This window comes from Streptomyces sp. NBC_00631, from assembly GCF_045206895.1.
GTDB lineage: Bacteria > Actinomycetota > Actinomycetes > Streptomycetales > Streptomycetaceae > Streptomyces.
In genome coordinates this window covers 4,954,570-4,968,020 of the sequence record NZ_CP107734.1, presented here as the reverse complement: position 1 = coordinate 4,968,020, position 13,451 = coordinate 4,954,570, and the positions used below count along the sequence as shown (strand labels likewise).

The window sequence follows — 13,451 nt, the reverse complement described above, 5'->3', positions numbered from 1 at the left end:
TCGTGCCGCGGCGGCGAACCGGTCGCACGCGGGTACCGTGGTCGAAGTCCCGTGCGAAACGCGAAGGGGGTCTCGTGGACACGGCAGACGCCACCGGACGCGTGGACGGCGACGGAGCGGAAGACCCCGACGACTTCGCGGAGTTGCGGACGCGCGAGTTCGGCTACCTGGACGAGGGCGGACACACCTACCTCGACCACACCGGCGCCGGACTTCCCCCGCGCTCCCTCGTCATGGGCAGCGCCCGCCGGATCACCGGCGGACTGTTCGGCAACCCGCACTCCGAGAGCCCCGCCTCCCGCGCCTCCGGGCTCCTGCTGGCCGAGGCCCGGCAGGCGGTGCTCCGCCATTTCAACGCCGACCCCGGCGAATACGCCGTGATCTTCACCCCCAACGCGACCGGCGCCCTGCGGCTGGTCGGCGAGGCGTACCCCTTCACCCGCGACAGCAGACTCGTGATGTCGCTCGACAACCACAACTCGGTCAACGGCCTCAGGGAGTACGCGCGGGCACGCGGAGCCGCGACCGTGTACGTACCGGGCCTGCGCATCGACGAGCGGCGACTGACCGCCGCCCTGTCGCCGCCCGGACGGCAACAAGGCGCCGGCGGCCTGCTCGCCTATCCGGCGCAGAGCAACTTCACCGGCGTCCAGCACTCGCTGGACTGGATCGACGCCGCCCGGTCGCACGGCTACGACGTCCTCCTCGACGCGGCGGCCTTCGCACCGGCCAACGTCCTGGACCTGAGCCGCCACCATCCGGACTTCACCGCCGTCAGCTGGTACAAGGTCTTCGGGCACCCCACCGGCATCGGCAGCCTGATCGCCCGCCGCGAGGCGCTCGCCAGGCTGCGCCGCCCCTGGTTCTCGGGCGGCACCATCTACGCCGTCAGCGCCCAGGCCCAGTGGCACGTCCTCGCCGCCGACGAGGCCGCCTTCGAGGACGGCACGGTCAACTTCCTGTCCCTGCCGGACGTGACCGCCGGACTCGCCTGGATCGACGGCATCGGCATGCACCGCATACACGCCCACGTCACCCGCCTCACCGGCCGACTGCTCACCGGCCTAGGGGCGTTACGGCACAGCGACGGCTCCCCGCTGGTGCGGGTGTACGGCCCCGACCGTGCCGGCGCGGCCCGCGGCGGCACGGTCGCGCTGAACGTGCTCGGGGCGGACGGCCGGATCGTCGACGAACGCGTCGTCACCCGCGACAGCGCCGCACACGGCATATCGCTGCGCACGGGCTGCTTCTGCAATCCGGGCGCCGGGGAAGAGGCGTTCGACCTGCCCCTGACCCGGCTGCGCTCGGCGGCCGACCGGCAGGTCGGCTCGCTGGACGAGTACCTGGAGCTGCTGCAACTGCCGTCGGCCGGTGCCGTCCGGATCTCCCTGGGCGTGTCGTCCCAGCCCAGGGACGTCGAGACGTTCCTGACGTTCGTGACGGACACCTACCGGGACCGGGTACCGGAGGTGGCCGGGCTGGCCGCGCGGGAGAGCTGCTGAGCCCACGCCCCCGCACCGGCCCCCGCACCGGCACCGGTCCAGGTATCGGGGATCACCGCCCCGCCCGGCTCCGTGCCGCACCGTCCCGGCACTTGCGCACCAGGATCACCCACGTCCAGGCCAGGAACACCAGCGCGAAGGCCGCCAGGACCAGCCACCCGCGGCTCGCCGGATGCCCGAACGAGTCCCCGTACGACGCCAGCAGCGGCGGACCGAGCGGCGAGCGGCCCGCCCGCCACAACGACTCCAGCCCCACCCCGCTGCCGAGCGCCTCGAACGCCCAGCGGTTGGTCATCGCCCAGCTGATCGCCTTCCCGGCCGCCGCCATCCGGGGCACCGGCACGAAGGCGCCCGAGAAGAGCACCTGGGGGAAGCAGAGCAACGGCAGCATCAGCGTCGCCTGCCCGGGCTCCGACACGGCCGCCGACGCGAGCAGCCCCAGCGCGAGGGCGGCGGCCGAGGCCAGCACACTCGACACGAGCAGCGATCCGTACGTGTCCCAGCCCGCCGCGGGCAGCCGGTCCAGGGCGCGCAGCACGATCAGCAGCAACGCGTCCGCGACCGCGAGCACCGGCAGCATCGTCGTCAGCTTCGAGGCGACGTACGGGCCGATCCGCAGCCCCGCGAGCCATTCGCGACGCAGGACCGGCAGCTCGGTGCAGATCTGGAGCAGGCCGTACGTCAGCCCGAAGAAGAACGCGCCGAACGCGATCCAGAACATGATCATCGCCGAGGAGCCCGGATCCGGTGCCGCCGGATCGAACGCGCCGGCGCGGAACAGCACCGCGAACATCGCCACGATCATCACCGGCGAGCCCGCCAGGACGGCGACCGAGAGGCGGTTGTGCAGCATCAGCGCGGTACCGCGCCGGGTCAGCAGCGCCCACTGACGCAGGACGCCGACACGCGGTGGACGCACAGGTGCCGATGTGGCATCGGGACGCTCCACGACGTCCTCGGCCACGGCCCGTTCGACGCGTGCGCCGCCCGCCACCGCCTCGTACACCTCCTCCACGGTGCCGACCCCGAAGGCCTCGTACAGCCCGGCCGGCGCACCCGCGTACGCGACCTCGCCGCCGGCGGAGAGGAACACGACCTGATCGGCGCGGAGCAGGTCGGCGAGGACATGCGTGGTCAGCACGACGGTGGTGCCGTCCTCGGCCAGCGTCCGCAGGGTGCGCAGCAGGGCCGCGCCGGTGACCGGGTCGAGCCCGGACGTCGGCTCGTCGAGGAAGAGCACCCTCGGGCGGGTGAGCAACTCGACCGCGATACCGGCCCGTTTGCGTTCACCGCCGCTCAGGGCGCGCACGGGGGTCTCCGCCCGCTCCGCCAGGCCGAGCGTGTCCAGTACCCGGTCGACGGTCTCCCGCAGGGTCTCGGCCGCCGTACCCGGAGCCATCCGCAGCCCCGCCGCGTACACCAGCGTGCGGCGCAGCGGCAGTTCGCGGTGGATGATGTCCTCCTGCGGCACGAACCCGAAGTCGGGCCCCGGCGGCCCGGGTCGCGCCCCGTCGTGCAGCACCTGCCCCTCGGTCGGCGCGCTCAGCCCGGCCAGCGTCTGCAACAACACGGTCTTGCCCGCACCGCTGCTCCCGGCGATCACCGTGAGCTGTCCCGGCGCGACATCGACCGATATGCCGTTCAGTATCCGTCCGCCCCCACGGACGTCCCGGCTCACCCGACGCGCTTGCAGGCGCAGGCCGTTGACGGAGGGGGCAGGGGCCTCGACGGACGCGGGAGGACGCGGGGGCGGTGTCGGCATGGGGGCAGCATGGCAGGTGCGCGCCACCCATGGAGGGCAGGCCCGATGGGCTGTTCGGTGTCCTTGGGACGGCGGGTGGACGCGAACACGAGACGGACGATGCGGCGCGCTTCGCCGACCGGGTAGCGCACCCGACCGCCCGCCGTCACCTCGTACTCCACTGCGGGTACTCACGACCGCCGAGGTCGCCCGAGGCCAGTCGCCCCCGCGGCCGGTGCTGACGGCCGGGGTCCGCCCGGGACTCGGAGTCGCTCCGCGAGGCCTTGAAGCAGCGTCGTGTGTTCCCCGGTGCCTCCGCGCCCAGCTCGCCCCAGCCCTTCGGCGGGCCAGGCCCCGGGGCCTCTGCCAGACTTGGTGGGGACCGGCTGCGGGGGTGGTGCGGATGGGGTCGACACGGCCGTCGATGCAGGAGCTGATCGGGCGGCGCCGGAGGGCCGGGTTCGTCGGGCGGGTCGACGAGCGGGCCGCGTTCCGGCGGAACCTGGAACTGCCGCCGGAGGATGAGCGGCACCGGTTCCTGTTCCATGTGCATGGCGATGCGGGCGTCGGAAAGACCTTTCTGGTACGGGAGTTGGAGCAGACAGCCCGGGAGGCGGGTGCGCTGACCGCCTATGTCGACGAGGGCGCGGCCAGCGTGCCCGAGGCGATGACGGCGATGGCCCGTCAGTTCGCGGCCCAGGGACGGCGCTTCAAGGAGCTGGAGCGGATGCTGGCCGCGCACCGGGAGCGGCGGCACGAGGCGGAGGCCGCCCTGCTGATGGGCGATCCGGCGGAGCCGGACGGGCCGTCGGCGGGCAGCCTGGCGGTGGCGCGGGCGGCGCAGGTGGGGCTCGGGATGGTCCCGCTGGCCGGCGCCTTCGCCGCTGCCCTGGACGCGGACACGCTCGCCCAGAGCGCCGACCGGCTCCGGGCCCGTTTCCGCAGCCAGGAGGACGCCCAGCTGGTGCTCTCTCCCGAGCAGGTGCTGACCCCGGTGCTGCTGAGCGAGCTGGCCGGCGCGGCCGACGCCGCCCCCTGGGTCGTCATCTTCCTCGACACCTACGAGCGCACCGGCCTGTTCCTGGACCCTTGGCTGCACGACGTGATGACCACGGACCGCTACGGCAACCTCCCCGCCGACATCGTCGTGGTCACCTCCGGCCAGCATCCCTTCGGCACCGCGCGCTGGGGCGGCTTCGCGGACTTCATGACCGATGTCCCGCTCGGCCCGTTCACGGAGGCGGAGGCGCGGGGGCTGCTCGCGGACAAGGGGGTGCGGGACGAACCCGTGGTCGCGGAGGTGCTGCGGCTCACTGGCGGGCTTCCGGTGCTGGTCTCGACTCTCGCCGCGACCGGGCCCGACGATCCCGAAAGGGTCGGGGACCCCAGCGCCACCGCCGTCGAACGCTTTCTGAAGTGGGAGCGGGACCCCGTGCGCAGGGCGGCCGCGCTGGCAGGCGCGCTGCCCCGGCAGCTCGACGAAGACGTGTTCCGGACGGCCGTGGACTGCCCCGAGGACGACGCCCGATCGCTGTTCGCCTGGTTGATGAGCATGCCGTTCGTGACCGAGCGGGTGGAGCGCGTGCAGTACCACGACGTCGTACGGGCCCCGATGCTCCGCCTGCAGCGGCTGCGTTCACCGAACACGTGGCGCGAACGGCACACCCGTCTTGCCGAGGCGTTCGGTGGGTGGCGCGAGGAATGCGAGGCCGACCTGCCGCCGGACATGGTGTGGAGAGAGGAGCGCTGGCGGCAGTTCAGGCTCGCCGAGTCGTACCACCTGTTGTGCGCGAGGCCGCAGGCCGCGCTTCCCGCCGTGCTGCGGGACTTCGTGGACGCGTGCGGCGAGGGTGACCCCGTCGCGCGACGCTGGGCGCAGACCCTGGTGCAGGCGGGCGAGGACGCGGATGCGAAGAAGGCCGGTGAATGGGGGAGTGAACTGCTCGCCGGACTGGACGGCGGCGGCATTCCCGGCGCTCTGGGGACACTGCTGGCGAAGGGGGCGTTCGACGATCGGGCGCGTGCCGAGGTCCACAGACTGCGGGGAGTCGAGTTCGGCGGTTCCGGCGACCATGCCACAGCGCTGACCGAGTTCGATCGAGCCATCGAACTGGATCGGGAATCGGCCCCGGCGTACGTGGGCAGGGCGATCGCGCGAGCACACCGAGGCGATCACATCGCGGCCATCGCCGACCTGGACCGGGCCGACGCACTGGCTCCGGGCCGGGCGGCAACTCTCTCGCGGCGGGGTGACTACCACCGGCTGGCCGGGGACTACGACTCGGCCATCAGGGACCTCGACCGTGCGGTCGAACTCGATCCGACGGCAAGGGCGGCCTGGGCCGCGCGGGGAGCCACCCGCTATCTGATGGGCGACCTGGACGCGGCCCAGGCGGATCTGGACCGGTCGCTGGAGCTGGACGCGGAGTACAGCTGGGCACTGGTGCGACGCGCGCGTGTCTGGCGGTCCCGTGGTGAGCAGGAACGCCGCCTGGCAGACCTGGACCGGGCTGTCACCCTGGAACCGGACGCGCCCTGGGTGCTGTGCGAGCGAGGCGACGCGCTTGTCGCCGCCGGTCGCCACGGAGCGGCTCTCGCCGACTACGACCGGGCCCTCGAACTCAACCGCGAGTACGCGTCGGCCTACGCCAGTCGCGGGGCCTGCCGGGCCGCCATGGGGGAGCCGGCGAAGGCTCTCGCCGACCTCGACCGTGCGATCGAGCTCAAACCCGAGTACTCGTGGGCGCTCTGGCAGCGGGCGAAGACACACCTCGCCCTCGGCTCACGTCCGAGGGCGGCGGCCGATGTCGAGCGGGCCCTGGAGCTCGACCCCGACCACTGGGAGGCACAGGTCATTCGCGCTCGGATCGACGCGCGACGTCTCGTGGACGACGAGGCGTGGGACCGTCTCTCCCTGATCCGGGACCGGCTGGAGGCGTCGCTGTCCGCACCCGACGGCCTCGGCCGGCTGCCGATGACGCCGGCTGTCCCGGACGAGACGGCCGGGTCCCTCGAAGCATTCCTCGGACTTGCACCTGCCGACCGCGCGGACTTGACCCAGCGCCTGACCGAGATCCTCGCCCTCCGGGACTCCATCGGCGGAATACCGGACTGACAGGCGCTCAACGCCCGGCGAACGCCACGAAGCCGGCCCACGAGGCGTCGGCGAAGGCGAGCCGGGCGCCGTCCTTGTCCTTGGAGTCGCGGACGTGGACGGTGGTGTCGGCTGGAGCTATCGCGACCTCGACGCAATCGGGGCCCTCATTGCTGCTGTAGCTGCTCTTGAACCAGTCCAGGGCGTTCATGTCTCTTCTTCCCCCAGTACTTTCTCGATGAAGGCGAGTGACTCCCGAGGCGGGAGAGCCTGGGATCGGATGATCCCATAGCGCATCTCAAGCGGCTGCACTTCCCTGGGATCACTGACCAGGCGGTTGTAGGACTGTCCTTCCTCGTGGGCCATGGTCTTGCCGTCCCGTAGCTTCAGCAGGCGAATCGGCCCGCCCATGCCCGCGTGGTCCTCACGGTCCGTGGGCATGACCTGGATCTCAACGTGCCTCAACGCGCCCATTTGCAGGAGGTGTTCAAGCTGCCTCTGCCGGACCATTCTTCCGCCGATCGGCCGATGCAGCGTCACCTCTTCCAGGACAAACGTGAGGGCGACCAGGGGCACGCGTTCGAAGACGGCCTTCCGTGCCATGCGGGCGGCGACGTATTGATCGATCTCCTCTTCGGTGTACGAGGGGCGTCGCATCACGTATAACGCGCGTGCGTACTCGGGTGTTTGCAGCAGGCCATGGATGAAATGGCTGGCGTAGGCCCCCATCTCGACCGCCTCATCCTCCAGCCGCGCCAGATCCCGAACCTTCTTCGGATACCGAGCCCGCTCCACGTCCGCCTTCATGAACGCGAGCTTCCCGGCCGCCCCCAGTACCTCATCGGCCTTCTCCAAGAAGTCCGGCTTGGGGATCCGCCGTCCCCGCTCCACTGCCGAGACCATCTCCTCGCCGTAACCGATGGCGGCACCGAGTTCGCCCTGCCGCATCCCGGCGGCCTCCCGCCACACCTTGATCTGCCGCCCGACCGCCCGGAGTACGGCCTCGGTCTCCTCGTCCTCCACATCCGCCCCTTCCGGCGTACGACCCGTACGGCACCGACCGGCACCCGGACAGTCACGCTCTGTGCCGGGTTCGTCGCTGTTCAGAGTAGGGAGAGGCGACCACGCTGGGTGACATGACCCAGAAATCCCTCCCGGAAATCCTGGCCCTCACACGCCACTTCACCATTCAGCTGTCCGCCACTCGAAGAGGCGCTCGACTCGCACGCCTGCTCACCGAGCGCCAACTCGTCGACTGGGGGTCGCCGTTCGCGGAGAGGGCGACGCAGGTCGTGGCCGAGTTGGCGTCGAACGCGGTGCTGCACGGACGCGTGACCGGGCGGGACTTCCGGCTGGGGCTACGGCTGTACGCCGACCGCACGCTCCGTATCGAGGTGACCGACGCCCGGGGCGACCGCGTCCCGCGCGCCCACGACCCGGCTGTCACCGACGGGGAGTCGGGACGAGGCCTGCTGATCGTAGGGGCGTTCGCCGACCGCTGGGGTGTGGAGGAGGCGTCGGAGTGCTGCAAGACCGTATGGGCGGAGCTGGGGGTACCGGGTCGTGAGGACCCATGACCCGGCGTTTCCCGACGTCAAAGACCAAAGAACCGGGGAAAGAACCCAACCCGCCCCTACCGTCCCCGGCGATCACCCGCCGGAGTGAATATGCCGAACTCAACTGGCACGGCGGGGAAGTTGTGCGGCAGCGTCTGCGGCGACAAGTCCAGACATACTTCGGCCCTCGCCGGGACTGCCATCCCACTGCGAGGGCCTGATCATCAAGGAAGAAAGACCCTTCCCCATGACTGCCCAGCAGCCTAGCGCGTCCGCGCCCGCGAAGACCCGGCATTCCCACTCCGGCGTCACCCATGCGAAGGAACGCCTCGAAGGCAACTCCACCGTGATCAGCAACGAACTGCTCCAGCACCCGGAGTTGTCCTCCACGGCAAGGGGCGTCGGGAGTTACATCCAGTCGCTGCCCGAAGGCTCCCCCGGTCGGCATCAAAGCGCTCGCCGAGCAGTTGCCCGAGGGAGAGGTGAGGATCGCCTCGGCCCTGCGCGAGGTGGAGCGGCGATCGAGCGGTATCCGGAGCGCGCCGCTCGCCTGCGTGAGATCGAGCGCGTCGTGGATACGGGCGAGCTGGACCCGGCGGCGGCCATCGCGGAGATCCTGGCCCTCCGGGAGGCGGCCGAAGCGGAGGCGGGGGTCGGCACGGCTGCCCCCTTCTCCCTTCCTGACCATCCTTTCCCTGGCCTGAACCCGGTCACCCGGGACCACACAACCCACACTTCGCATACCTAACTGTCCCCTGAACGGGCCCTTCCCGGTCGATTACAGTGCTGTGCGCTCGTATGTACGGACGGTGCCCGTGAGGAGGTCGTGGTGGTGAGTGTGACGTCGGGTGCCGTCTGGGGCCGTGTCGAGCAGCAGGACTTTCGGAGCCGGGTGCGGGGGACGCTCCTCGGGACGGCCGTGGGGGACGCGCTCGGCGGGCCGGTGGACGGGCTGACGCTGGAGGAGATCCGGGGGGCCTACGGGGCCGAGGGGCTGGTCGATCTCGGGTTCGGGTACGGGCGGCGCGGGACCGTCACTCATCACACGCAGCTGACTCTCTTCACCGTGGACGGGTTGATAAGAGCGCAGGTGAGGAGGGACACGGGGGCCTGGCATCCGCCCACCGACCTGCATCGGGCCTATCTGCGGTGGGCGGCCACCCAGCGGGACTGGGGGCCGGACGAGCGGCGGACGGAGGACGGGTGGCTGGCCCGGGAGGAGTGGCTGTACGCGCGGCGGGAGCCGACCCGGTCGCTGCTGCTCGGGCTCGGGGACGACAAGATGGGGACGCTGGAATCGCCCAAGAACCCGGAGGACATGGGGCCGGAGGCGGTCGCCCGGTCCGCGCCGTTCGGGCTGCTCGTCGGCTGGGAGCCGCAGCTCGTCGTCCAGCTCGCCGTGGAGTGCGCGGCGCAGACGCACGGGCACCCGACCGCCTGTCTGTCGGCGGGCGCGTACGCCGTGATCGTGCACGGGCTGGCGCGCGGCCAGTCCCTCGACGGGTCGGTCCAGCAGGCCCTCGCTCTGCTCGCCGCCCGGCCCGGGCATCAGCCCGTCTCGGACGCGCTGCAGCACGCGCTCGGAGCCGTCCGGCAGGGGATGCCCTCCCCGGCGCGGGTCGAGGAGCTGACGGGTGACGGTGCGGCGGACGGGATGCTCGCCGCCGCGGTGTACTGCGCGCTCGTCGGCGCGGACGTACGGCACGGGCTGTGTCTCGCCGTCAACCAGGCCGGGCCCTCCGCCGTCGCCGGTGCCCTGACCGGCGGCCTCCTCGGCGCCCTGCACGGCGAGACGGCCCTCCCGCCGGCCTGGGTGGCCGAACTGGAGGGCCGTCCCACGATCCTGGAGCTGGCCGACGACTTCGCGATGGAGATGACCCAGGGGCCGGCGCTGCACAACCCGGCGGGCGCGGCTCCGGGATGGCTGGCGCGGTACCCGCGGAGCGGCTGAGCTGCGGCGGCCCGCGGAGCGGCAGCGCCTCGCAGGGGCGTGGGGCCGTATTCGATGTGCGGCTGCCGCCGTGTGGGCGCGCTCGGCGCCCACCGGCCCGCACCCTCTACTGCGCCGGCACCCCTTCCCCGGCTCCGGCGCCCGCTCCCGCAGGCACCGCGGTCGCGGACGCGCCGTCGCCGTCCGTGTTCACGCTCTCGATGATCGCCAGGCGTTCCGGGGTGTCCTCCGGCTTCAGGTAGCCGATGAGGATGTAGAGGACGAGGGAGACGGCCAGCGGGACGGACACCTGGTACTGGAGCGGGACACCGCCGTCGACGTTCCAGTTGATCGGGTAGTTGACCAGCCAGAAGGCGAGCAGGCCCGCCGCCCAGCTGGTGAGCGCGGCCGTCGGGCCGGAGCGGCGGAACGGGCGGAGCAGGCCCAGCATCATCGGGATGGCGATCGGGCCCATCAGACCGGCCACCCACTTGATGACGATGGTGATGATGTCCTTGAAGGTGGGGGAGTTGACCTGGGTGGCCACCGTCATGGACAGGCCGAGGAAGACGACCGTGGTGATGCGGGCGGCGATCAGACCCGAGCGTTCGTTCCACGCCCGCGCCCGCCGCGAGAGGACCGGCGCCACGTCACGGGTGAAGACGGCCGCGATCGCGTTGGCGTCGGAGGAGCACATCGCCATCGTGTGGGAGAAGAAGCCGACGATGACCAGGCCCAGCAGGCCGTGCGGGAGGAGCTGTTCGGTCATCAGGCCGTAGGAGTCGGAGCCGTCCGGCTTCTGGGCGTGGACCAGGAGGGGGGACATCCACATGGGGAAGAAGAGGACGACCGGCCAGACCAGCCAGAGGACGGCGGACAGGCGGGCGCCGCGCTCGGCCTCCTTCGGGCTGCCCGTCGCCATGTAGCGCTGGGCCTGGTTGAGCATGCCGCCGTTGTACTCGAAGAGTTTGATGAACAGGAACGCCAACAGGAACACCGTGCCGTACGGGCCCACCAGCCCCTTGCCGTGGCCGTGCAGGGCCGGCTGGTTCCAGGCGTCGAAGAAGCCGATGCCCTTGTCGTTCAGTTTCAGGACGACGGCGACGAACATCGAGATGCCGGCCAGCAACTGGATGACGAACTGGCCCAGTTCGGTCAGCGCGTCCGCCCACAGGCCGCCGATCGTGCAGTAGACGGCGGTGATCGCGCCGGTGATGAGGATGCCCTGGTTGAGGGTGACCCCGGTGAACACCGACAGCAGGGTGGCGATCGCGGCCCACTTCGCGGCCACGTCCACGATCTTCAGCAGCATGCCGGACCAGGCCAGCGCCTGCTGCGTGGAGAGGTTGTACCGGTTCTTCAGGTACTCCAGCGGCGACGCCACGTGCAGGCGGGAGCGGAGACGGTTGATGCGCGGGGCGAAGAGTTTCGAGCCGATCGCGACGCCGAGGGCGATCGGGAAGGACCAGGTGACGAAGGACGTCACGCCGTAGGTGTAGGCGATGCCCGCGTACCCCGTGAACAGGACCGCGCTGTAGCCCGACATGTGGTGCGAGATGCCGGACAGCCACCAGGGCATCTTGCCGCCGGCAGTGAAGAAGTCACTGACGTTGCCCACCTGTTTGTGCGACCAGACGCCGATCGCCACCATCACACCGAAGTAGCCGATGAGCACGGCCCAGTCGAGCCCGTTCATGCGCCCCCCTTCCAGGGTCCGCCTACTGAACTCCGCTCAGCTGGTTGGCACTTCGCATAAGCGGAGTGGGAACGGGGAAGGCCGCGAAGTGCCCGCTCATCGTGGGTTCCGTTACGCGGGCACGACAAGCGGGCGTAAGGTCAAGTGAAAGTAAAATCGTTCGCCTTCCTGACCTTGGTTCATGAATATGAACAACTCGACTGGCTGGGAACCGACCCCCTCAGCGCATCAGCTCCCCCGCGTTGACCAGCAGTGACTGGCCCGTGATGGCTCGCGCCCGGTCCGAGGCCAGGAACACCGCCGCGTCCGCCACGTCCGCGTCCGTCGCCAGCTCCGGCAGCGCCATCCGCCCGGTCAGCCGGCCCAGCACCTCGTCCTCCGGCACCCCTTCCGTGTGCGCGGTGAACTGCACGTACGCCTGCACCGGCGGCCCCCACATCCAGCCCGGCAGCACGGTGTTGACCCGGATCCGGTACGGCCCCAGCTCCCGCGCCAGCGAGTACATCGCACTGGTCAGCGCCCCCTTGGAGGCGGCGTACGCGGCCTGCTTCACCTGCGAGGGCGCGGCGACGGCGGACTGGGTGCCGATGAAGACGACCGAGCCGCCCCCCGCGGCCTTCATCCCCGGCAGGCACGCCCGGGTCATCCGCAGCGTCCCCAGCAGGTTCACGTCGATCACCGAGGCCCAGGTCGCGAAGTCCGCGTCCTCGACCCCGCCGAAGTAGGAGTCCCAGGCGGCGACATGGACCACCGCGTCGACCCCGCCGAACCGCTCCCGGGCCAGCTCCGCCAGTGCCTCGCACTGGGCCTCGTCGGTGATGTCGGTGGCCCGGTAAGCGGTCCGGGTGCCCTCCGGGTCGAACCCGGCCGCGCTCTTCGCGAGGTTCGCCTCGGTCCGCGCACCCAGCACCGCGTTCCCGCCGTCCCGTACGACGGCCGCCGCGACCTGGTGCCCGAGCCCGGCGCCGACTCCCGAGACGACGACGGTCTTGCCCGTGAGCAGCGACATGGAAGCCTCCTGAACCCTGGCGCTTTATCTGACGGAGCGTCAGAGTATGGGCGACCACCGGAAAGGGGAACCGCATGAGCGACGACACCCGCAGTGACGTCTACGCCGAACTCGCCGCCCTGGGGCCGTACGGCGTCCGGCCGGGCCACGCCCTCATCACCATGGTCGAACCGCACCCTGGGCACGAGTACGCGTACAACCGCTGGTACGAGGACGACCACTACTACGCGGGCGCGATGGCCATGCCCTGGATGTACGCCGGGCGCCGCTGGGTCGCCACCCGCGACCTGCAACTCCTGCGCTACCCCGAGAAGTCGGCCGTCGCCCAGCCGGTGACCGCGGGCTGCTACATCTCCACGTACTGGATCACCGACGGCCGCTACGCCGACCACATGAAGTGGACGGTCGCCATCAACAAGCGGCTGAACCGGGACGCGCGGGTCTACCAGGACCGGACCCACGTCTTCACGGCGTTCCAGGACCACGAGGCCACCGTGTACCGGGACGGCGCCGCCGGGCCGCGCGACGTCCACGCCCTCGACCATCCCTACGCGGGGCTGGTGGTGGAAGTGATCGACAGCGAGTCGCCCGAGCAGCGGGCCGACCTGGTGGAGTGGCTGCGCGGGCGGCACCTGCCGAAGAGGCTGGCGGGTTCGCCGGCCGCCATGGTGACCGTCTTCCGGCCGACCCCGCTCCCCGGCGACCGGATGACGTACGTGAAGCAGGTGGAGGGGGTCGGCACCCGGCTGACCCTGCTGTGGTTCCTGGAGGCCGACCCGAGGGGCTGCTGGGACGAGCACTTCACCGGCCTGGACGAGGACGTGGCCGGGTCGGGGCTGGGCCGGGTGGAGCTGGTGGCGCCGTTCGTGCCGACCGTGCCGGGCACCGACCGGTACGTCGCGGAACTGCGCTGAGCCGAGCGT

At 71.2% G+C, this 13,451-nt stretch carries 11 protein-coding genes; 6 read left to right on the top strand and 5 right to left on the bottom strand.

The window, feature by feature from the left end; all coding sequences use genetic code 11:
* Window positions 1–74 precede the first annotated feature (74 nt).
* Window positions 75–1,502 (top strand): aminotransferase class V-fold PLP-dependent enzyme, encoded by a 1,428-nt coding sequence (locus OHB00_RS22675; RefSeq protein ID WP_406436985.1) that lies wholly within the window; start codon window positions 75–77, stop codon window positions 1,500–1,502.
* Window positions 1,503–1,554: 52 nt separating this feature from the next.
* Here OHB00_RS22675 and OHB00_RS22670 read toward each other — a convergent pair whose 3' ends face one another.
* A complete protein-coding gene (locus tag OHB00_RS22670; protein ID WP_406436983.1) occupies window positions 1,555–3,264 on the bottom strand; it encodes an ATP-binding cassette domain-containing protein in 1,710 nt (569 codons plus the stop codon).
* 382 nt (window positions 3,265–3,646) lie between these two features.
* Between OHB00_RS22670 and OHB00_RS22665 the strand changes: the two genes are divergently transcribed.
* Window positions 3,647–6,358, top strand: coding sequence for a tetratricopeptide repeat protein (locus OHB00_RS22665; protein WP_406436981.1), 2,712 nt, complete (start codon window positions 3,647–3,649; stop codon window positions 6,356–6,358).
* 7 nt (window positions 6,359–6,365) lie between these two features.
* On the opposite strand, the gene OHB00_RS22660 is transcribed toward OHB00_RS22665, so the two are convergent.
* Window positions 6,366–6,548 (bottom strand): DUF397 domain-containing protein, encoded by a 183-nt coding sequence (locus OHB00_RS22660; RefSeq protein WP_406436979.1) that lies wholly within the window; start codon window positions 6,546–6,548, stop codon window positions 6,366–6,368.
* Window positions 6,545–7,360: a helix-turn-helix transcriptional regulator gene (locus tag OHB00_RS22655; protein WP_406436977.1), complete on the bottom strand. Its 816-nt coding sequence runs from the start codon at window positions 7,358–7,360 to the stop codon at window positions 6,545–6,547. The genes OHB00_RS22660 and OHB00_RS22655 overlap by 4 nt, the downstream gene beginning before the upstream one ends.
* A 113-nt stretch (window positions 7,361–7,473) precedes the next feature.
* Between OHB00_RS22655 and OHB00_RS22650 the strand changes: the two genes are divergently transcribed.
* From OHB00_RS22650 to OHB00_RS22640, 3 genes are all read left to right on the top strand, one after another.
* Window positions 7,474–7,914 (top strand): ATP-binding protein, encoded by a 441-nt coding sequence (locus tag OHB00_RS22650; RefSeq protein WP_406436975.1) that lies wholly within the window; start codon window positions 7,474–7,476, stop codon window positions 7,912–7,914.
* Window positions 7,915–8,140: 226 nt separating this feature from the next.
* On the top strand, window positions 8,141–8,641 hold the full coding sequence (locus tag OHB00_RS22645; protein WP_406436973.1) for a hypothetical protein: 501 nt from the start codon (window positions 8,141–8,143) through the stop codon (window positions 8,639–8,641).
* A gap of 84 nt (window positions 8,642–8,725) precedes the next feature.
* Entirely contained in the window at window positions 8,726–9,844 is a 1,119-nt protein-coding gene (locus tag OHB00_RS22640) for an ADP-ribosylglycohydrolase family protein (RefSeq protein WP_406436971.1), read from the top strand.
* A gap of 106 nt (window positions 9,845–9,950) precedes the next feature.
* Here OHB00_RS22640 and OHB00_RS22635 read toward each other — a convergent pair whose 3' ends face one another.
* Complete coding sequence (locus OHB00_RS22635) at window positions 9,951–11,519, bottom strand: sodium:solute symporter family protein (protein ID WP_406436969.1); 1,569 nt, start codon at window positions 11,517–11,519, stop codon at window positions 9,951–9,953.
* Between the two features lie 220 nt (window positions 11,520–11,739).
* Entirely contained in the window at window positions 11,740–12,528 is a 789-nt protein-coding gene (locus OHB00_RS22630; protein WP_406436967.1) for an SDR family oxidoreductase, read from the bottom strand.
* A gap of 74 nt (window positions 12,529–12,602) precedes the next feature.
* Between OHB00_RS22630 and OHB00_RS22625 the strand changes: the two genes are divergently transcribed.
* On the top strand, window positions 12,603–13,442 hold the full coding sequence (locus tag OHB00_RS22625) for a hypothetical protein (RefSeq protein ID WP_406436965.1): 840 nt from the start codon (window positions 12,603–12,605) through the stop codon (window positions 13,440–13,442).
* The last annotated feature ends 9 nt before the right edge of the window (window positions 13,443–13,451 follow it).